The 20,240-nt window shown below is 61.2% G+C and carries 18 protein-coding genes and 1 tRNA gene; 7 read left to right on the top strand and 12 right to left on the bottom strand.

The features are described from left to right. Window positions 1–7 precede the first annotated feature (7 nt). The 7 genes from ABD937_RS03175 to ABD937_RS03145 form a co-directional block, all read right to left on the bottom strand. Window positions 8–424: a hypothetical protein gene (locus tag ABD937_RS03175; RefSeq protein WP_345253316.1), complete on the bottom strand. Its 417-nt coding sequence runs from the start codon at window positions 422–424 to the stop codon at window positions 8–10. A 38-nt stretch (window positions 425–462) separates the two neighbouring features. Continuing rightward, a complete protein-coding gene (locus ABD937_RS03170) occupies window positions 463–1,209 on the bottom strand; it encodes a hypothetical protein (RefSeq protein ID WP_345253314.1) in 747 nt (248 codons plus the stop codon). 152 nt (window positions 1,210–1,361) lie between these two features. Then, window positions 1,362–1,437: transfer RNA gene (locus ABD937_RS03165), tRNA-Lys, on the bottom strand. A gap of 37 nt (window positions 1,438–1,474) precedes the next feature. After that, on the bottom strand, window positions 1,475–2,575 hold the full coding sequence (locus ABD937_RS03160; RefSeq protein ID WP_345253312.1) for a slipin family protein: 1,101 nt from the start codon (window positions 2,573–2,575) through the stop codon (window positions 1,475–1,477). Between the two features lie 816 nt (window positions 2,576–3,391). Next, a complete protein-coding gene (locus ABD937_RS03155; protein ID WP_345253310.1) occupies window positions 3,392–3,688 on the bottom strand; it encodes a hypothetical protein in 297 nt (98 codons plus the stop codon). A gap of 535 nt (window positions 3,689–4,223) precedes the next feature. Next, window positions 4,224–7,436, bottom strand: a complete 3,213-nt coding sequence (locus ABD937_RS03150; RefSeq protein ID WP_345253308.1) for a VIT domain-containing protein — start codon at window positions 7,434–7,436, stop codon at window positions 4,224–4,226. 46 nt (window positions 7,437–7,482) lie between these two features. Beyond that, a complete protein-coding gene (locus ABD937_RS03145) occupies window positions 7,483–8,595 on the bottom strand; it encodes a PA0069 family radical SAM protein (RefSeq protein WP_345253306.1) in 1,113 nt (370 codons plus the stop codon). 96 nt (window positions 8,596–8,691) lie between these two features. Between ABD937_RS03145 and ABD937_RS03140 the strand changes: the two genes are divergently transcribed. Continuing rightward, window positions 8,692–9,432 (top strand): SOS response-associated peptidase, encoded by a 741-nt coding sequence (locus ABD937_RS03140; protein ID WP_345253304.1) that lies wholly within the window; start codon window positions 8,692–8,694, stop codon window positions 9,430–9,432. Here ABD937_RS03140 and ABD937_RS03135 read toward each other — a convergent pair. Next, window positions 9,400–10,008, bottom strand: coding sequence for a 2'-5' RNA ligase family protein (locus ABD937_RS03135; RefSeq protein WP_345253302.1), 609 nt, complete (start codon window positions 10,006–10,008; stop codon window positions 9,400–9,402). The two genes, ABD937_RS03140 and ABD937_RS03135, sit on opposite strands and share 33 nt — an antisense overlap. Before the next feature lie 74 nt (window positions 10,009–10,082). Between ABD937_RS03135 and ABD937_RS03130 the strand changes: the two genes are divergently transcribed. Together ABD937_RS03130 and ABD937_RS03125 are read left to right on the top strand one after the other, a co-directional pair. Then, the gene (locus tag ABD937_RS03130) at window positions 10,083–10,493 is read left to right on the top strand and encodes a LexA family protein (protein WP_345253300.1); all 411 of its coding nucleotides are present in this window, start codon (window positions 10,083–10,085) and stop codon (window positions 10,491–10,493) included. Between the two features lie 265 nt (window positions 10,494–10,758). Then, window positions 10,759–11,568, top strand: a complete 810-nt coding sequence (locus ABD937_RS03125) for an alpha/beta hydrolase (protein ID WP_345253298.1) — start codon at window positions 10,759–10,761, stop codon at window positions 11,566–11,568. A 239-nt stretch (window positions 11,569–11,807) separates the two neighbouring features. On the opposite strand, the gene ABD937_RS03120 is transcribed toward ABD937_RS03125, so the two are convergent. Then, window positions 11,808–12,428: a 3-hydroxyacyl-CoA dehydrogenase family protein gene (locus ABD937_RS03120; RefSeq protein WP_345253296.1), complete on the bottom strand. Its 621-nt coding sequence runs from the start codon at window positions 12,426–12,428 to the stop codon at window positions 11,808–11,810. 78 nt (window positions 12,429–12,506) lie between these two features. On the opposite strand from ABD937_RS03120, the gene ABD937_RS03115 reads away from it, so the two are divergent. From ABD937_RS03115 to ABD937_RS03105, 3 genes are all read left to right on the top strand, one after another. Next, entirely contained in the window at window positions 12,507–12,887 is a 381-nt protein-coding gene (locus ABD937_RS03115; RefSeq protein WP_345253294.1) for a RidA family protein, read from the top strand. A gap of 114 nt (window positions 12,888–13,001) precedes the next feature. Beyond that, on the top strand, window positions 13,002–14,546 hold the full coding sequence (treA, locus tag ABD937_RS03110; RefSeq protein ID WP_345253292.1) for an alpha,alpha-trehalase TreA: 1,545 nt from the start codon (window positions 13,002–13,004) through the stop codon (window positions 14,544–14,546). 203 nt (window positions 14,547–14,749) lie between these two features. Continuing rightward, the gene (locus tag ABD937_RS03105; protein ID WP_345253290.1) at window positions 14,750–15,955 is read left to right on the top strand and encodes a metallophosphoesterase; all 1,206 of its coding nucleotides are present in this window, start codon (window positions 14,750–14,752) and stop codon (window positions 15,953–15,955) included. 140 nt (window positions 15,956–16,095) lie between these two features. On the opposite strand, the gene ABD937_RS03100 is transcribed toward ABD937_RS03105, so the two are convergent. From ABD937_RS03100 to ABD937_RS03090, 3 genes are all read right to left on the bottom strand, one after another. Then, window positions 16,096–16,602, bottom strand: coding sequence for a DUF4199 domain-containing protein (locus ABD937_RS03100; protein WP_345253288.1), 507 nt, complete (start codon window positions 16,600–16,602; stop codon window positions 16,096–16,098). Window positions 16,603–16,698: 96 nt separating this feature from the next. Further along, window positions 16,699–17,145 carry a response regulator transcription factor gene (locus tag ABD937_RS23890; protein ID WP_425185802.1) on the bottom strand — a complete coding sequence of 149 codons (447 nt, stop codon included), beginning with the start codon at window positions 17,143–17,145 and terminating at the stop codon, window positions 16,699–16,701. A 167-nt stretch (window positions 17,146–17,312) separates the two neighbouring features. Beyond that, window positions 17,313–19,283 carry a M1 family metallopeptidase gene (locus ABD937_RS03090; protein WP_345253286.1) on the bottom strand — a complete coding sequence of 657 codons (1,971 nt, stop codon included), beginning with the start codon at window positions 19,281–19,283 and terminating at the stop codon, window positions 17,313–17,315. Between the two features lie 113 nt (window positions 19,284–19,396). Between ABD937_RS03090 and ABD937_RS03085 the strand changes: the two genes are divergently transcribed. Then, window positions 19,397–20,221 (top strand): STM3941 family protein, encoded by an 825-nt coding sequence (locus tag ABD937_RS03085; protein WP_345253284.1) that lies wholly within the window; start codon window positions 19,397–19,399, stop codon window positions 20,219–20,221. Window positions 20,222–20,240 lie beyond the last annotated feature (19 nt).

Genomic DNA, 20,240 nt, shown 5'->3' with positions numbered 1-20,240 from the left:
TCTTGTTTCAATTGAGGTTCCCGTTGCGCACAAAGCCGATGGGCGCTTCGCGCGGCGAAAGCCTGAAGGCGGCCAGCTCCTTCGCGAGGCTGTGCGCAAAGTGAAAGTCGCCGGCGTGCAGTACTTCTACGTACTTGGCCCCGACCTCGATCATGCGCTTGCCGGGCAGCACGTAGATGGTGCTCGTGAACAGCAGCTTTCCTTCTTCGTGGTCGAAGTGCGTATGCTGGTAGGTCCGCTCCACGTGCGCGCCGATGCGCTCGTTCAGGAAGGCGTACGCACGTGCGCCGTCGATGTCGGCCACGAGGCATACCGAGGGCAGCTCGTCGTGCTCGAGTACGAACAGGGTGCGCACGTCGAAAAAGGCGCCATTGAACAGGCCGGCCGGCGTTGCGATCCGGCGGCGGAAAAGTCGTGCAAGCATAGTTACCTCCTTTGTTTGGTGCAGCACAGGTGCTGCGGTCATTCTGATTCTTCTTTTATCCGATCCAGTATCCGGCCCGTAGGCCAGTGTTTATACGGGTGCCCTTCCCACGGCTTTGGCGCATAGTCGCGCCAGCGGTATACAGCGCCGTCGAGTACCTTTTGTATCTGCCGGTCCAGTGCATTTCGAAAGATGTTGTTTTCGAGGCGCTGCTCCTCCGACTCCAGCTCCGGGTCGGTGAGCCGCACCTTGTCGATGATATTCGGACGCACCTGCAGCACGTATCGCCACGGCTCGCTGAATACAAAGACCCGGTAGAGCCGTCCGCTGTGCCGGTCGTAACGATCCTCCGCATAAAAGCAGCGCGCCTCGGCATCGGTGAAGCCTTGCCTGAAAAACTCCCACTCGTGCCACTCCCGCAGGCTCTGGTCTTTCACCAGGTAGACCTTCTTACCGTGGCACCTGCCCCGCACGCGGAAGTCTTTGCGGTAGCTCCAGTCGCGCGTGTTCAGCTTCGCGAGCAGCCCTTCGTAAAACGCGCCTTTGTCGCTGCGCGCCACATCGTCGCGTACTACGAAGTACCGGATCCACCCCTTCTGCACCGGTGGCTCCAGGGGTATGAAGGGCAGTGCCCTCCGTTGTGCGTTGAGCTCCCAGCGCCGCTTGTCGAGCGAACGCAATTGCTTTTCTATCGCCCCGATCCGGTCGCGCTTCCTGCGCCGCTCTGATCGAAGCCGGTAACACCCGATATCGGTGTCCTCATGTTGTTCCCGTTTGTTGTCCATAATGATCGCTTGTGTAGCCATGAATGGCTGCAGCGCCGCGGCTGCAGCGGTTTGCCTGGGGTCATTACGAACAGTTCCGTCTTCTTCATTTTGATTCGGTTTACTTCTTTTCTTAAATCTGAAATCACAGATCCGTGATCTGAGATCCTCTCTGGTTGGCCCGGTGGGCTACGATCCCACAACCCCGTGATTAAGAGTCACGTACTCTGCCGGTTGAGCTACGGGCCAGTGAAAAGACCGGGCGGGCGTACCCGCCCGGTCTTGCTTATTTGCGCGGCACGAGGAGCGTGCGGAGTTGTTCCAGCACACCGTCCTGCGCGCCCACGGAGATGCTGCCGATCTTCTCGGCGATCTTCTCCACGTATTCCATTTCCTTGAGGCGGAACAGCATGCCGTTCTCCTCCATCAGCTTCGCCGTATTGAGGAGGCTACGGGTGCTCGCCGTTTCCTCGCGGCGCATGATGCTGTTGGCCTGCGCCTTCTTCTCCGCGAGGAGCACGCTGTTCATGATCTCCTTCACGTCGCCAGGCAGGATGATGTCGCGGATACCGAAGTGCTCTACTACCACACCGAGACCGGCCGCCATAGCCAGCACCGAGCCCAGCACGTTGGGGGCGAGGTCGTTGCGCTTCTCGAGGAGCTCGTCGAGGCCGTAGCCGCCGATGTACTCCCGCAGCGCGAGCTGCACCTGCACATGAAGCTGGCGCTCGTGCTCCTTGTTTTCGAGGAGCGCCTTTTCGATGTCGGTGACCGCGTATCGGGCATAGGCGTTCACGCGCAGCATGGCCTTGTCGCGGGTCAGGATCTCCTGGCCGTTGAGCTCGAGCTGCTGCATCCGCGTGTCGACCTTTCCCACCTGGATCGGGATCGCGTTCTTCCACCACAGGTACACACCGGGCTCCAGCTGGCCCACGTACTTACCGTCTACGAAGAGCACGGCGCGCTCGTAAGCTTCCACGGTGTTGGCCCGCACATAGGGCGCTACCAGCTTGCCGGTAAGCGTTGCCCGGTCGATGGGCTCGGTGATGTCGATCTTCGTCAGGTCGACGAACACGAAGCGGTAGTCGATCAGCCCCTTCCAGAACGCGTAGCGACCAGGCTGCAGCACCGCGGTGAGCAGTCCGCCGGTGTATTGGAGCGCGATGTGCCCGTCTTTCACTTCCACCACGTCCAGTTCGGCCGCCAGTGCTTCGTCGCGGAGCAGGAGGGCGAGTTCCTGTGCCGGCACGAAGGGCTGCGCACGGTCGTAGATCATAACCTGGTCGAAAGCCCACAGCCAGTACACCCCCTCGGTAAGGAAGCGGCGGTAGTGGCCGTTGCGGAAAACCAGTGCTGCCTGTCCGGCAGCGATGCGTACCTTTTTCATCGTATCTCTGTTTTAATCATTCGTAATAAAAGAGCCCGGCTTCGTTTCCACCCAGGCGGTTGCGGGGCCGGCTCCTCCTGCGCCGCGGCGGGCCGGCTGCCGGATCCACCCCTGCCGGGAGCGGGTGAACAACGACAGGCAGCGGGCGTAAGCGCAGGCCGGCGATCCGGCCGCTGGCAGCTTCCCGGGCGACGTACAGCAACCTAACGGTGATGCACATCCGGAAAACGCGCCGGGCTCCTTGTTGTCGGCCTTTGTGGAGCGACCGTCTCCGCAAGCGTGTTGAGCGCTTCTCTACCAGAACTGGTGTTTCAAGCCAGGTTGGGAATCGAACCCAGGTTGTCTGTTGCTCTACCACTGAGCTATGGCGTTTTCAGCGCCAGAAGGAGTTGAACCTTCGACCCACAGGTTATGGAGGGCACAGTACCGGTGCCGGCAGCATACGGACGCCGAGGCGACGCCGCACTGCGGGGCCATACAGAAACCCACGCCTGGTCCGGGCTTCCGATCGCTGATACCCTTCTTCCCGTTAAGGAAGCTTGTTGCTGCAGTGCAGCTTTATTCGTTGGCGGCCCCGCGCTTCACCGGCAGCAGTCGTTGCAGCAGCCAGTGCACGGCAAGCACCGCGATGAGGAACTTCATGATGACCTCCTTTATTATTTACGCTGTCGCTAAATCAATACCTTCTTGTAGCATAATGATGCATAAACGCGGTTGCGGAATGAGCAGAAAACGACTCATGCCAGGCACTTCCGCCCACGCTTCACGCCTAACGCCTGACGAAAAGGAGCGGAGCGACCGGTTCAAAGACAACTTTTAGTCGACATACTGAACGTCGGCGCTTTCGATACGCTCAACGCCCGAGTCGTCGATGAGGTCGATGTAGCCGAGCGCCGAGGTGCCCGGGGTGAGAAAACAGATGTTCTTGAATCCGCGCTCCTTGCTGATGATGCTGTTGTGGGCACCAATTTCTTCTACGTCCTTTACGCGCACCTTGTGCAGCTTTTTCGTGGCGGGATCGAGGTCGCCCCACTGCACGTGGTTGCTGCCCCATTCCTCTACGAGGAACTTTCGTCCCGAGCGGGTGATCACCCAATACCTTCCTGTTTCCATACCTGTTGTTTTAACGGTTATCAATAGCGACACAAAAAAGCCCGGTACCACTTCCGGGGCCGGGCTGCTATCGGTAACGCGTATGCGCTAACAGGCAGGGTGGGGCCTCGGGTCGGGGCATGCGCCGTCCAGGCGGCTGCCGGTGCAGCTTTGGAGGGAGCCGGCGGCGTGCAGCAGGAGGAACGCGGTGCGTCCGATGGAGCGGGTATGTATCGGTTCGTTACACAAATTCATTTTTGAGCAAAGAGATTTATGGCGGGCGGGCCGCTGCGGAAAACAAAAAACCCCGCAGTTGCCCGCGGGGTTTAGTATGTTGAGTTCTGGTTTACACTACCATTCAACCATACAGGCCCCGCAGAAAAGATCGCCCATCGGGCTGAATCCTTTATAGCTGTTATTTAATGTGATGCGGAGCATGGTTGTTGTTTTTATGATCTGTTGTTTGCGTGGCAAAAATAGAGAAACGAAATGCGTACCAACAAATTTTTCGTCCAGAATATTTTTGCAGCGTTTATGCAAAACCGTGTTTCTACGATCACTGCGGAACCGGCACCTCGGCAAACTCGACGGCACCGTATTGATTATCCATCGTGACGTTGCGCACGGTCAGCACGGGCGGTTGCCCTTCAGCCGTGCGGCACACGAGCACCCGGAGCATCGAAGGCGCATCGCGGTCCCACATCGCGGAGTAATAAGCCCGCAGGCGCAGTGCATAAGTACCGCGTCGCTCCTTCGCTGCCTGGTACTCCACGAACCCATCGCCCAGGTTACCGTTGCTGATGAGGCCGTCTTCATTCGTCTTTCCTTGCTGGCGGGTGATCTTCTTTCCGTTGGGTGTTGCTACTTCGAAGTATCCGGAGCTGTTCGCATCCAGCGACTGCACCACGATGCGGAGTGATGCGGGCACGGGGCGGAGCAGCGCCTCCGGTATCGCCGACAGGTCGAGGTTTGCCCGGTGCGCGGCCGCGATCATGTTGATGTCCTGCAGCAGCAGTCCTTTCCAGGGCAGCACCCGCTCGCCGCGCAGGAGCCAATCCTTCCGGACGGCGGCATACATCGTGTCCACCGCTTCCTGGATATGCCCGCTTCGGTACAGCGCGAGACCAAGGTCGCGGTAGCTACGGATCTCTCCGCCGGCGCGGAGCAGCTGGCGGTGCAGGGCGATCGCCTCCGTGAGCTGCCCGAACTCCTCCATCAGGTAGGCCGCGGCGCGCTTTGCGTTGTGGTTGCGTGGCGCGAGCGAATCCAGCACCACGCGGAGGGCGCCCATCGCCTCACCCAAGTGCCCGTCGGCATGGAGCACCTGCGCCATATCGAAGTAGAACTTCGAGTTCCCGGAGAACCGGGCCTCCTGGCGCAGCTGCCGGTACTTGTCCAGACGCTTCGCGGGCTCCGTCTCTTTCCATTCGGTCAGGAACCACTCATCTTCCATGTCCTTCAGCCGGTACAGGTTCCGTCCATCGTACTGCGCGTAACCGTAGCGACTTCCCTTTTTCAGCGTCACTACAATCGCCCCGTTGACCCCGTCAGCGCCATAGATCGCGGCGGCAGAGGAAGACTTCAGGATCGTGACGTCGGAAATATCATTCGGGTTGATATAGGAGATCGAATTCAGCGGCACCAGTAGGCCATCCACCACCAGCATCGGCTGGTTGTTGCCCGTAAGTGAGCGCACGCCGCGCAGGGTGATGCGGGTGTCGGCGAACACGCTGCTGTTGGTTTGCTGGATCGAAAGCCCCGACACTTTGCCGGTGAGTCCCTGTTGTAGCGTCAGGGGTTTCGCCTGGGTGATCTCTGCCGACCGCACCCTGGCTACGGAAGTGGTCATATCACGGGCAACGCGCGTCTGCCCCATAGCAACTACGACCACCTCGCTCAGTTGCTGACGGTTCCCGTTCAGTCCGGGTGCAGATCCGCTGAGCGGCTGCCCGCCCTGGGTGCCTGCCGTACTGGTAGCGGCCGAAGCTACTTTCGCCTGTTCTGTCTTAACCACAGGGAGCGACTCCACAGCAATGGCGGGAGCTTCACTGTTCCACATCCGGAGCCGCTTGCCGTACTCGGCTGCCGCTTCCTGCAGCAGCTCCAGCTCGGTCCAGTCCTTGAGCAGGTGCGTGCGGTCCTGCCACACAAAATTCCGGCGGGCACACTCTTCCTCCAGGTCCTTGGGCGGACGGATATTGTACTTGATATAGTCTTCCACGCGCTCGAGCACGATGTAGGAGGCATAGTAGGTGACGATGCCGTTGCGGGCTCCGAAGCGCAGCTGCTCCGTCCAGTCGGTGCGCAGCTTCAGGCGGTACTGAAGCAAGGCCTGCACCCGCGTGGCATCGATACCGTTGCAGCCGGCACCATCGGGCAGCCGCCATTGTCCGTCTACCTGTTCCGTACGCACGTCGCCGTACAGGGCCTGAAGGGTATCGCCGGGGGCGAGCTCGCCGTAGACCGTCCATCCGCCATCGGTAGTAGCGTAGTACTGTACCGGCAGGCCCGAAGTGCGGCGCAAGCCCGTGAGCCCGCTCCGGACGCGACTGGCCGACACGACGGCATCCGACAAGGATACGAGGGAAAGGTCCACATGGGGCAGCGCCTCGGCGCGCTCGCCCTCGGCGTGAAGCGCGGTATTGTTTCGGTTGCGCAGCTGGAATACGGGCATGCGGCCCCCGCGCACCGGAACACCGGAGAGGTTCCACCCCGCAACCAGGAAACCTACATCGGCCTGGAACCCGGAAAGGTCGACCAGCCTGGGGCGCTCGTAGCTGCCGTAGGACATCTTGCTGAGCGAATCGGCCCAGGCGCCGGCACGCAGCTGCGCGGCATTGTAGTGCAGGGTGTCGTTCCGGTTGCCGCGCAACACCAGCACCGTAAGCCGGCTGATGCCATGCATCCAGATATACTCCTTAAGGAAGGCCAGCTCACGCTGTTGATCCCTGCTGAAGGCCAATACGCCCGGATCCAAAACAGCGAGCGCGCTCTTCGGCTTCAGCGGCACCCACTCATCGGGCTGCGGCTGCACATGCAACAGAAAGCCGGTGCCTCCCTCCTGCTGCCACCCGCAATACCAGGACCTCCCGGGCAGGGGCATCACAAACGCCACGGGCGCAGCCGGCACCACGCCGCGCTCGCTACGCGTCAACCGGTAGCCTCCTTCAGCGGAAACAAAGCTGCGGCCGGCCAGGAATCCGCCCCCCGCCAGCGGGAGCGCAGGGGCGCGCACCACATTTACCGACACGTCGAGCTCCTGCAGCGTGTCGCGCAGCGAAAGGGGAAGCTGGTATGCAACTCCGTCCTTACCCATACGAAGTACCTGCTGCAGGGTGATCCGCACCCGTCGCCTTCCGTGGCCCGGCACCGGGTACACGCGCAGGAAGAAACGTCCTTCTCCGTCCATCTGCAACAGGGCAGGATCGATGCGCTGCCCGGTGATCTCCTGGTAGGCATGGCGGGCCTTCCAGCGCTCCTCGATGCTGCCTTCGCGGAAATGCCCATTGAGGTCGAGCTCGAGGCCTGTGACCGCCTGGTCGGGATCGAGGTTGAGGTAGTGCCGGACTTCCACCACCGAGTCGTTGGGATTGTAGAATTCCAGTTCCAGTTTGGTGCTGGCGATGAAGGGATCGGCGCTTACCTCCACCTTACAGCGCGCAAGCTGCGCGGGCTTCAGCACGACCCACCCGCTGTTGGAAGCGAAGCGCGCCTGGGAATGAGAGAGCAGGCTGCCGAAGAGCAGCAGCGCGAGGAGCAGTGGTCGCATAAGCCCGGTTTCTAACACAGACCGCAGCACCGCGCCGATTGCTGCATCAGAACAGCTTCATCTGCTCGCCCGGCCTCCGGAAGGCCGTGCAGTCGAGCCCGTGGCGCTCGTGCCCAAACCCGTATTTCTTCGTATAGGCGCGGTATTGATCGGCCACGAGTTTGGCCAGCGCACCTTCGCCCGCCATACGACGCCCGAATTCGGAATCGTTCACCCGCCCGCCGTGCGCATCTTCGATCAGGTGCCACACTTTGTCGGCACGGTCGGGAAAGTTGGTATAGAGCCAATCGTGAAACAGGAACTTGACGGCCCCGTTGAGCCGTACGAAGGTGTAGGCCGAAAAGGTAGCGCCGGCATCGGCCGCGGCTTTGAGCAGTGCCGGCACCTCGTGGTCGTTGAGCCCGGGAATGAGCGGCCCCATCATGATACCCGTTTGCACGCCGGCTTTGCTCAGCACCTCCAGCACCCGCAGGCGCTGGGCCGCCGTGGTCGTGCGGGGCTCCATCACGCGGCGCAGGTCTTCGTTGAGCGTATTGATGGTCATGAGCACGGAAGCGATTCGCCGTTGACCCATTTCCGACAACAACTCTTTATCGCGCAGGATGCCGGCGTTCTTGGTGATGATGCCGACGGGCTGGCTGAACTCGCGGCACACCTCGATGAGGCTGCGCGTGATGCCGAAGCGGCGCTCGGCCGGCTGGTAGCAATCGGTGTTGCCGCTGAGCGACAGGGGCACGCATTGCCATTTGGGATGGAGCAGGAACTGCCGCAGCAGCTGTGGTGCGTTCTTCTTGACGTGGATCTTACTTTCGAAGTCGAGGCCCGCGGAGAAGCCGAGGTACTCGAAGGAGTTGCGCGCGTAGCAATAGATGCAGCCGTGCTCGCAGCCCTGGTAGGGGTTGATGCTGTAAAGCATGCCCACATCGGGCGAGTCGACCTTGTTGACGAGCGACTTCGCCTCCACCTCGATGAACTGCGTGCGCACGTCTTCGGCCACCCACTCGTCGATGCCTTCGATGTGCTCGGCAACGTGCCGGGTGCGGTCGAAGCGGTTGGGCGTGTTGAACTGCGCCCCGCGGCCGGCCTTGTATTCGGGTTCGCCCTCGGATTGGCCGAGGGAATGGAGGTTGGACTTGGAATGGAGGAGGTCGGAGGGCAAGGTTTAGGAGGTTTAGGGGGTTTAGGGGGTTTAGGAGGTTTAGGAGGTTGGCGGCTGCGCATGTTACACTTGAAACTGCTCTACCTTTATCGGACGATGTGTTACCATTATTCGCTGACGAAGAAGCAGGAGCAGGTGATGAAGCTCATCGCCGCCGAGTGGGAGCTGCCCTATGAGCCGGTCTATCATGCCAACGGCTTTACCTTTCCCACGATGCCCGTGATCACGAGCCAGGAGCCCGGTACGGTGCAGGCCTACAACTGGGGCCTCATTCCGCACTGGACGGCCTCGCTCGCCGATGCGCAGAAGCTGCGTGCCCAGACGCTGAATGCCCGCAACGACACCATCTTCGAGAAGCCTGCCTTCCGCAGCTATATCCCGAAGCGCCGCTGCCTCGTGCTCGCCGATGGCTTCTTCGAATGGATGGAATACCAGAAAAAGAAGTACCCGCACTATGTGCAGGCGCAGGACGAGGGCCTCTTCGGCTTTGCCGGCATCTACAGCCATTGGACCGAGCCCGAGACGGGCGAGCTGTTCCGCACCTTCGCCATCATCACCACCGATGCCAACCCGTTGATGGCACGCATCCACAACACGAAGCAGCGGATGCCGGTGATCCTGCCGCCGGCGGCCTGGACCGAGTGGCTGCAACCCGAGCTGCCGAAGGAGCGCATCCAGGAACTGCTGCATCCCTGTCCCGACGCCTACCTGCGTGCCCATACCGTGGACCGCAGCCTCGGCCGCCCCGGTGCCGACACGAACCATGAAGACACCGTGAAGCACGTGGCCTATCCTGAGCTCGACTCACCCGAACAGTTCTCCCTGTTTCACGACTGAGCCTACCTGTTGCAGCTCGAAGCGGCGCAGCTCCTCCCAGCGTCCGCGCTCCGCATTGCGGCGCAGGAGCAGCAGCTCGTCGGCGATAAAGCGACCGCTGAACTCCGAGTGCTCGCATTCCATCCACATGCCGATAAAGGGCATCGGCTTCAGGCGCTGCGCGAGCACGAGCTGCGGCTCGGAGATAAAATGCGGCTCGTGGCCCTGTATGTTCATCAGCCATTTCAATTTCTTCAACTCCTTTACCAGCTCCTGGAAGGGCGCACGCGTGGGCACGTTGATGTAGATGCTGTGCGACGGGTAGGCCGAGAAATTCTGGAGCTCCACTTTGAACGGCGCAACCCCCATAGCCACACCCTGCAGGCGCTCGAGCAGGCGCGACTCGGTCTTTTCGAAGGCATGGAAGTGCAGCAGCGCGAGCGCGGGCGGAGCCTCTGGTCCTGCCTTTACGCGGTGCCGTTCGTACAGGCGTTCCCGTAAGGTGCCGATGCGCTCCTGCAACGCTTCGGAGAGAGGCACCACCAGGCGGTATTCGTGAATGCGGTAGCCGGGAAGGGAGGCGATCGGGGATTCCATAGATGCTGGTTTATTTTTTGCTAAAGTAATTAGCATAAATTTACCCAGAAATTTAGCAAACCAAATTTTTTGTTATGGAGCCCAACGATTACTTTCTGCCCTCCCGCCGCAACAGCACCGACAACATCGAACAGGCTCCTGCTCCCTCTTTCGGCGCGGCGCAGCACGAGGGCATCGACCTCAACGAGCAGTTGATCCGGAACAAGGCAGCCACCTTCTTCATGCGGGTACACAGCGAGGCGATGGCGGGCGCGGGCATCCATACGGGCGACGTGGTGATCGTGGACCGTGCCCTCGAGGCGGCGCACGGGCGCATCGTGATCGCGGTGGTGAACGGCGAGCTGCTGATCCGCCGCTACGAGAAGCAGGGCGGCAAGGCCTGCCTCGTGCCTGCCAGCAAGCTCGCGCCCATTCCCGTGGACGGCGATGCCGATAAAGTGATCTGGGGCGTGGTGACCTACGTGATCCACCATATGGGGGCGTGACCCATCCCCCGGCCCCTCCCCAGGAAGGAGGGGAGACGTGAATCGTCAATCGTGAATGGGTCCGGGTAGCGTTGAGATGTGGTGTACTTATCGGCGGGGCGTGAAGCGTCAGACATAAGGGAAACAGTCGTCGGGGAAGAAACAATCATCAACGGTATGGCCGGTGTTGGATTCGTTTGTTATCATGGGAGCTGCGCACCATCAGCAGGCGCTTTGCAGCGAATTGCTATCTTTCTAAAACGCCCACTGCAGCAATGCCCTCTTTATGGCCCTACCCAATACGAAAATGATCCTGCTCCGCACCCTGCAACTACTTGCCGTTGGTTACCTCATTATTTGTATCGCGGTGTACCTGCTCCAGGAAAAGCTGATCTTCTTCCCGGAGCGGCTGGCGCGAGACCACGGGTTCTCTTTTGATACGCCTTTCGAAGAGCGCTTCATCCGCCATGGCGCTGACACGCTGCACGGGCTCCACTTCAAGGCTGACAACAGTAAAGGACTTGTGTTCTACCTCCACGGCAACGCCGGCTCGGTGAACCGCTGGGGTGCGGTGGCAAAGCGGTATACCGATCTCGGCTGGGACGTATTTCTACTGGACTATCCCGGCTACGGCAAGAGCGGCGGCGCCATCCGCAGCAAGAAGCAACTACTTGACGCGGTGCAGGCAGCCTATGATGACCAGAAGCGGCAATACCCCGAAAACAGGATCGTGGTGCTCGGCTACTCCATCGGCACCGGGCCGGCCGCCTGGCTCGCATCGGCCAACAAGCCAAAGCAGCTCCTCCTGCAGGCACCTTACTACAGCCTTGCCGACGTAATGCGGCACCACTACCGGATCCTGCCCACCTTCCTGCTGAAGTACAATTTCGAAACGGGCACCTACCTGGAGTCGTGCCGGGTGCCGGTGACCCTGTTTCACGGCGACCGCGACGACGTAGTACCTTATGGCTCCTCGCTCAAACTGCAGCGGCACCTGAAGCCGGGCGATACCCTCATCACGCTGCCGGGACAAGGACACGACGGCATCACCGACAACCCGGAATACGTGGCTGCGTTGCGCGGGATGCTGAGATAAGAATAGCTGATTGCTACTTCAATTACTGGCGAATCGATCAGGAGCACCGCGCATGCGCGGTTACCGGGGCTGTCGCCCCGCAACGCGACGGCACGACGGCACAACGAAACACAGGAGATTTTGCTATCGGTACTATATCGAAAGAAGTCGAAGCGTTGCGTCGCCGCGCCGCCGCGTGAAAAAGGCCGCCTGCGGCCGCATACCTAACTCAGGTCCTGCAACACAAGTTACCAGACTGATCACTGGTTCCGAAGGCCGGCTTCTTCCAGCAATAACGCATTAGGCGCATACCGATCGTTCGTTTGCGCCAGCGCCTGCAGGAGTGCTGCTACCTCCTTCAGCCCGATCCGCTCCGCCCACTCGAAGGGCCCGAAGGGATAGTTGGTACCTAGCTTCATGGCCGTATTGATGGCTTCCTTCGTGCTCACGCCTTCGGAAAGTGCATGGTAGGCCTCGTTGATGATCATGGCGATGACGCGCGGCGTAACGAGGCCTGGGCCACCGGGCACCCACAGCAGCTGCTTGCCTAAAGCCACCGCAGCCGCCTCGGTCGTTTCGCGGACCGCTTCTTCGCCCGCTACTTCGAGCAGTTTGCCGTCGAGGAAGCCCGGCCAGCCCGCGATCCGTACCACGTCGTCGATGCCCTCGACCGGGGTGCCGGCGTACTGCACCCACACCTGCCGGCCCTTGCCGCGCAGCGTCCGGAGGCGGTCGGCGCTGCCATCGAACAAGAGGTCGATGAGGAGGTCGGCGGAGCCCACGGCTTCGGGCGCCGCGCCCCATTGCGCAGCGGTGAGGGAAGGAAAGGCGGCGGCCAGCTCCGCGCGGCGCGCATCGGCACAAAGGATCGCGATCTGCATGGCGCAAACCTAGCCCAATCGCGGCTACCGCGCCAAACTTTTCGGGTGCCGTGGCCGATGAATGCCGATATTCGGCCCATGGAAAAACAGATCATCCAAACCCCACACGCCCCCGCTCCCATCGGGCCCTACAACCAGGCCGTGCGCTTCGGCAACCTGCTCTTCATCTCCGGCCAGATCTGCCTCGACCCGGCCACCGGCCAGCTGAAGAATACCGACCTGCAGGAAGAAACGCACCAGGTGATGCACAACCTCAAGGCGATCCTCCAGGAGGCCGGACTCAACTTCAGCCATGTGCTGAAAACGACCATCTTCCTCACCGACATGAACCGCTTCAGCGAGGTCAACGAGATCTACGGGAAATATTTCGACAGCGCCTTCCCCGCCCGCGAAACCGTGCAGGTGTCGGCGCTGCCCCGCTTCGTCAACGTCGAGATCTCGATGATCGCAGGACAATAGAACAAGGTTTAGGAGGGTTTAGGAAGGTTCAGGAAGGTTGCGGCACAGTAGTAAGGGACACCCAACCCTTCTGAACCCTTCTGAACCCCACTGAACCTTTCAAAACCCTTCCCCATGCGCCCCCTGCTCCTACTCCTGACTTTGATCTCCTTCGCAGATTGCCCGATGGCCCAGAACAAGGAAACTCCCGATCAGCTCTATGGACCGCTGTTCACGGCGGTGCAGGAAAGCCGACTGTTCCCCGACTCCAAAACCTTTGTGGATGCCATCCCGAAGGAGGACCCGCACAAGATCCAGTATAAATACCTGGCACTGGTCAAGAACGGCGACCACGTAGACCTCGCCCGCTTCGTGGAGGAGCACTTCTTCCTGCCGCAAAAGCCGCTCTCCGATTACGAGACCACGGAGACCGACGTCGAAAAGCATATCAACCGGTTGTGGCATGTGCTCCACCGCAAGGCCGACAGCACCGCCGCCGGCTCCTCGCTGCTGCCCCTTCCCTACGAGTACATCGTGCCGGGCGGCCGCTTCCGCGAGATCTATTACTGGGATACCTACTTCACGATGCTCGGGCTCCGCGAAAGCGGCGAGCACGGCATCATCGAGAACCTCGTGAAGAACTTCGCCTGGCTCATCGACACCTACGGCCATATCCCCAACGGCAACCGCACCTACTACCTGAGCCGTTCGCAGCCACCCTTCTTCTCGCTCATGGTGGAGCTCCTCGCCGGCATCAAGGGCAACGACGTATACAGCACCTACCTGCCGCAGCTGCAGCGGGAGTATGCCTATTGGATGGACAGCACCGCTGCTACCAGGCACGCGGTGACCATGCCCGACGGCTCCGTGCTGAACCGCTACTGGGACCAGCTGGAGCTTCCGCGGCAGGAGGCCTGGCACGAAGACACCCACCTGACGCCGCCGGGGCTGCACTCCCGCGAAGGCCTCTACCGCGACATCCGCTCCGCCGCGGAGAGCGGCTGGGACTTCAGCTCGCGTTGGTTCGGCGACGGCCGTTCGCTGGCCACCATCCGCACCACCACCTTCCTTCCTGTTGACCTCAACTGCCTCCTCTATCACCTCGAAGGCACGATCGCCAAAGCCCTGCGGCAAAAGGGCATGGAGGAAACCGCGCGCCGCTTCGATGCCGCCGCCACCGCGCGGCGCCAGGCGATCATCAAGTGGTGCTGGTCGCCGAAGGCCGGCTGGTTCACGGACTATGACCTGCAAGGGAAGCGCCCCGCGCATGCGCCCACGCTCGCCGGCATGTACCCCTTCTTCCTCGGCATCGCCAGCAAGGAGCAGGCCCGGCGCGCCTTGCCCCTGCTGCAGAAAAGCTTCCTCAAGCCCGGCGGTGTGGTCACCACCCTGCGCAGCACCGGGGAGCAGTGGGATGCGCCCAACGGCTGGGCACCGCTGCAGTGGGTGACCGTAATGGGCCTCGAGCAGTACGGGCACAAAGCGCTCGCCCGCACGGTGGCGGAGCGCTGGGTGCGCCTCAACCTCCGCGTGTTCCGGCAAACCGGCAAGCTCACCGAGAAATACGACGTCGTGAACGCGGCGAAGCCAGGCGGCGGCGGCGAATACCCCACCCAGGACGGCTTCGGCTGGACCAACGGGGTGTTGCTGGCGCTGATGAAGAAATACAGGTTGAAGTAATGTGCTGATAAGTTAATATGCTGATGTGCTCAACCTGGCTCGCGCCAGCTGATCCGCAGTGTAAGCGTAAGCGAGTGGTTCCATTTTTGAATGGATAACCGGGCATGTTGGTAAACGATACGGGCCTGTTGCCTGCCGATCCGCATGGCAGTATCCGCTCGTTTCCCTTCATTAACCCATTAGCACATTAACCCATTAGCACATTGATCAAGCGCCTGCTCCGAAAGCTCCTCCTGAAACCTGTGCTCCGCCTCAGCGCGCGCTATTCGTCGCGCCCCGACCGGACGCGGGTGTTCACGGCGCTCAGCAAGCTGCTTGATTGCATCCGGCAGGGGAAATACAAGAAAGGACTCGCGCTGCCCTTCACCGAGGCCCAGGGTAAATTCATCATCTTTTCCGACCAGCACAAGGGCGGGCGCAACGGCGCCGACGACTTCGCTACCTGCGAGCCGGCCTACCTCGGCGCCCTCGGCCACTATGCCCGAGAGGGCTATACGCTGGTGGCCCTCGGCGACTGCGAGGAGCTCTGGGAGAACAGCTGGCTCACCGTGAGCAAGGCCCACAGCGCCACCTTCGCCAAGGAAAAAGAATTCCACGATCGCGGCGCCTTCATCAAGATCTTCGGCAACCACGACCTGCAGTGGGAGAACGACCCGCTCGCACCCGTATATCTACGGTCGGTGTACGGCACGGAGATGCCGGTGTATGAAGGCGTGCTCCTCCGCACCGAAACGGCTGGCGGGCCGCTCGACATCTTCTGCACCCACGGCCACCAGGGCGACGAGGTGAGCGACGGCAACTGGTTCTCCAAGTTCTTCGTGGCGCGTATCTGGGCGCCGCTGCAGGCCTGGCTTGCCATCAACCCCAACACGCCGGCCTACGACACCACGCTCAAGACCCTGCACAACACGCTCATGTACGAGTGGAGCGCCGCGCAGCCCGGCCTGCTGCTTATTACCGGCCATACGCACCAGCCCGTATTCGAATCGCTCACGCACATCGAGCGCCTCTACCGCCAGCTGCTCTTTGCCCGCGCCGGCAGCGACACCGCCGCCATCGCCACTGCCGAGGCGGCCATCCGCGAGCGTAAGTTCGAATACAGCAATATCTCCGAAGACTACCTGAAGCTGCAGCCCTCCTACTTCAACTCGGGCTGTTGCTGCTTCGCCGACGGGTCCATCTCGGGCATCGAGATCGCCGACGGGCACCTTCGCCTCGTGCAATGGGAACGCCGGGGCAACGAGGTGCTCCGCTCCGTGGTAGAGGAAGCCGGCCTCGAAGAGCTGCGCAAAGCGGTCGAATGCGAAGAGCAAACGCCGGCTACGCCGGTAGTTGCGCAGATCCAGGGAACAGAGGGAACAGAGGGAACAGTGGAACAGGGAACAAGGAACAGGGAACCGAAGAAGTGAAGGGGTTTAAGGTTCTGGGGTTGTTGGGTTGTGAGGGGTATGCCGGGCGCATTCCGTTGATGTTACCCTGCAGCCTGACCGGAAAGGGGGCCATCAGGAATGAAGAACCCTCCGCAAAACTTCAAACCACAAACTTCAAACTACAAACTCGCAGCTACGCCCCGCCGCCGCATAAGGGCGAGCGTGGAGATGATGGTCACGATGAGGCCAAGCACGAGTACGGTGCCGGCCATTGCCACAAATTGAAAGACGGGATTCGCGAATGCTTCCATCTCCTTGCGGAAGGCTTCCTGCTCTTCGGGCTTCAGCTTCGTGAGCTGGTGCGCCGTATAGGAGGCCTTCCAGCCCGGGTTGAGGACCTCTGTATAGAGCAGGTCGAAGAGCCCGAAGCCGATGGCGGGGATGATCACGATCAGCAATCCCACCTTTAGTCCGGCCCCGAACGAAAGGTAGCCGCCGGCCACCTCGTTGCGGTAGTGGCGGATCCCGAAGAACACGAAGGCCATCGCCACGAGCATGCTGAGATAGCCCAGCACTTCCATTTTGTCATAGTCGGTGCTGCCGCGGAAAACGAGGAAGGTAAGGCTGAAGATGACCACCAGGGAGGCGAGGCTGAGGCCGCCGTAGCGAAGTGCAGTTTGTTTCATAACGGGTTTTGTTTAGGGGGCAAACTTCGGCTTCGCGGCTGGGACCCGGGTCATCCGGAAGGCGGAAACTGCTCCTCCGAAAGTAGGAAATAGGCATCAGAAAAGGATTCCGCGGGCCCTTGCCGCCTGCACGGCGGCGGTGCGCCGCTTTGCATCGAGCTTGAAGAGGATGTTCGAGACATGGGTCTTGATGGTGCTCTCCGAGAGAAAGAGCGCGGCCCCGATCTCCGCATTGGAGAGGCCCTCGGCCATCTTCTGGAGCACCTCGAGCTCGCGCGCCGTGAGCCCCGCGGACTGCGCGGCACCGGCATCGGGTGACAGGCTGGCAGGCGCCGCCGGAGCGGCCACGGGCGTATCCGTCGCTGCTTGCGAGCGCAGGCTCCGGCGGTTCACGAAGACGCCGATACAAAAGAAAAGCACCGCCGCCCCGGCCACCACCACCTCGAGCCTGGCCTCACCCCGCCACAGCTGCAGCGCGCTGAGCCGGAAGAACAGCAACAACAGGAGGATCAATCCGCCAAATCCAAGTACCACGGAACGCATACCGCAAGTTAATGTGCTAATGGGGTAATGGGGTAATGTGCTAATACGCCCATCCCCTAACCCCTTCCCAAAGGGAAGGGGTTAGGGGATGGGTAAAAGCCCCGTCTTACGACAGGGCTCAACCAAATCAGCACATTAACACACTAACTCATTAGCACATCAGCACATTAAAACTCCTTCGGCTTCAGGGTATTGTTCGTGCGATCGACGTCCGGGAGCTTCTTATCGGGGTCGAGGAGCACCTCCTCGATCCGGCTCGTGGTGGGTACGCGGAAGGTCCAGGTGGCGCCGCGCTGCCAGACCTCCACGGGGAGCTGGATCGTCTGCGTTTTGCCATTGCTCTCGCGGACCTGCACGATCACCGGCATCGGCATCTGCTCGCGGTTCTCCACGGTGATGGAGGCGCCCTTCGCCGGGTCATTGGCATTGTACTTCACGGCCGTCACGGCCTGGTCGAGCTTCCAGTTGCCGAACACCCAGCCGCGCCAGAACCAGCCGAGGTCCTCACCGCTCACATTTTCCATCGTATGAAAGAAGTCGTTGGGCGTGGGATGCTTAAAGGCCCAGCGGCGGATGTACTCGCGGAAGGCAAGATCGAAGCGCTCGGGACCCAGCACCACTTCGCGGAGCGCGCCCAGCATCATGGCGGGCTTGAAATACGCCGTGACGCCGAGGTTGGCCTGCTGCACCGCGTCGGGCGCCGTCCACAGCGGGTCCATCTTGTCGTGGAACACATAGCCGGTCATATCGCCGCCGATGCCCGCCAGGTCAGAGGCTACGAACTCGCCCTTGTTGAAGGCCTTCGTAGAGAGGTCGTTAATGAACGTGTTGAAGCCTTCGTCCATCCAGGCATATTTGCGCTCGTTGGAGCCCACGATCATCGGGAACCAGGCATGGCCGAACTCATGGTCGGTGACGCCCCAGAGGTCTGCGCCGCTGTCCGTATAACTACAGAACACGATGCCGGGATACTCCATGCCGGAAACGTTGCCCGCCACGTTGATGGCTGCGGGCCAGGGATATTCGTACCACATCGTCGAGTAATGCTCGATCGAGGCCTTGGTGAACTCGGTGGAGCGCTGCCAGCCGTCCTTCTTGATGCTCTCGACGGGGTACACGCTCATGGCCAGCGACTTCTTGCCGGAAGGCAGGTTGATGCGCGCCGCGTCCCACACAAAGGCGCGCGAGGCGCTCCAGGCGGCGTCGCGGGTGTTCTCCATGCGGAAGCGCCAGGTCTTGCTGCCGGAGGCGGGGTTCGCCTTTCGGTCGGTGACCTCCGCGGCGGTGCGCAGGGCCACGGTGGCCTCGGAGGCGCGTGCCTGCGCGAGGCGCGCCTGCTGCACCGGCGTGAGCACCTCGGCTTCGTTGGTCAGCGCGCCGGAGCCCACCACCACCAGGTTGGCGGGTGCGGTAATGCTGTAGTCGATGTTGCCGAACTCGAGGTAAAACTCCCCGGCGCCGAGGTAGGGCAGCGTGTTCCAGCCCTGGATGTCGTCGTATACGGCCATACGCGGGAACCACTGGGCCACCGTATAAATACTGCCGTTCTTCGTCTGCATGCGGCCCATGCGGTCGGTGCCGCGCTCGGGGATCACAAACTCGTAGTCGATGTGCAGCGTCGTCTTCTCGCCCGGCTTCAGGGCCGAAGGCAGCCATACCTGCATGCGGGTGTCGGTGACGATATACTTAGCAGCCGTTTTGGCGCCGCCGCTCCCGGCGAGCTGCACGCTTCGGAGTACGTTGCCCTGCGTAAAGGCGGGGTTGGCCCAGCGGCCGCCGGCCTGCGTGGTGGTGGCGGAGCCGCGTGAGCCCGCCTGGTAAATGTTCTGATCGAGCTGCAGCCAGAGGAACTGCAGGGCGTCGGGCGAGTTGTTGCTGTAGGTGATGGCCGCGGTGCCGCTCACCCGGTGCGCTCCCGTGTCGAGGGTAACGGCGATGCTGTAGTCGGCACGGTTCTGCCAGTACTTCGGTCCCGGTGCGCCGGAGGCGGAGCGGAACTCGTTGCCGGGTGTGGTATAGAACCCGGGGTTGAAGGCGGCGCGGTGGTCGTACTTGCCTGCCGGTAGTGCGGGCGCGGTTTGCGCTCCGGCGCCGAATGCGCATGCGAGAACGGAAAGGGCGAACAGGGTTTTCTTCATATGAGGGAAAGATAGGCCCGTAAAATACGCGAAAACCGGGCGGAGCGGTGTAAAAGGGCCGTTAAGGTGCTGCGCCTTTTGCTACCTTTAGGCCAACCGCCTATCCGCTTACCATGACCCCGATCGAGATCCGTCCCAACCGCTTCCTGTACCTCATTCCCATCGTCATTGCCCTGGGCCTCATGTTCCTGTTCGTATACTTCACCTTCGTCAATCCCGAGGGCAACGAGATGCCCACCATGATGTACGTCATGAGCGGCTTCATGGTGCTGGTGGGCAGCTTCCTCAGTGTAAAGCTGTTCCAGCGCTTTCTCCGCAACGAGTTCGTGTTCCGCATGGACGACGAAGGCATCGAGTCGAACGAGGGCGGTATTACTACGGGACTCATCCGCTGGAGCGAGATCAAGGAAGCCCGCGAGATCAAAGTACCAAGCAGCAACCGGAGATCGATGGCAACGGAAACGGTGCTGGCCCTGTACCTGCACCACCCCGAAAAGCAACGGGCCCGCTACAATCCTGCCCTGCAGGCTCTCACCAATTTTGCCGGCGAACTGATGGGATCGTCGGTGCTGATCACGCCCGCGGTGTTGGGCAACCAATACAACCGCGCCCTCGAGCTGATCCGCGCAAGGGTGCCGCTCAGCGCGGGTCCGGCAATGCCGTTCGAAGAAAGCGAGTCAACCAGCACGCCCGTCCCCGCACAGGAGCAAACCGACCCGGTCGTTCGCTATTTCAAATACCTGTACGAATACCGGATGGGCCGGCAGAAAGCCGACGCGAGGGTCTACGGTTTTTATGCATTGATCATCGCCTGCGTGGCGCTGGGCTTCCTCCTGCCCGGACTCCCGGTGCAGCCCATTTTTATTTTCATGGGCCTGTTTGCGGTGCTCTTTGTATATGCCCTCGTAAAAATGAACCGGAAGGCGGCTGACCACTGATCATCCGGCGCAAGTCCCT

Origin of the sequence: Flaviaestuariibacter amylovorans, from assembly GCF_039541815.1 — a bacterium.
GTDB classification, from domain to species: domain Bacteria; phylum Bacteroidota; class Bacteroidia; order Chitinophagales; family Chitinophagaceae; genus Flavisolibacter; species Flavisolibacter amylovorans.
Note: the sequence above shows the minus strand (reverse complement) of the source record. Positions and strands in the feature narration are given on the sequence as shown.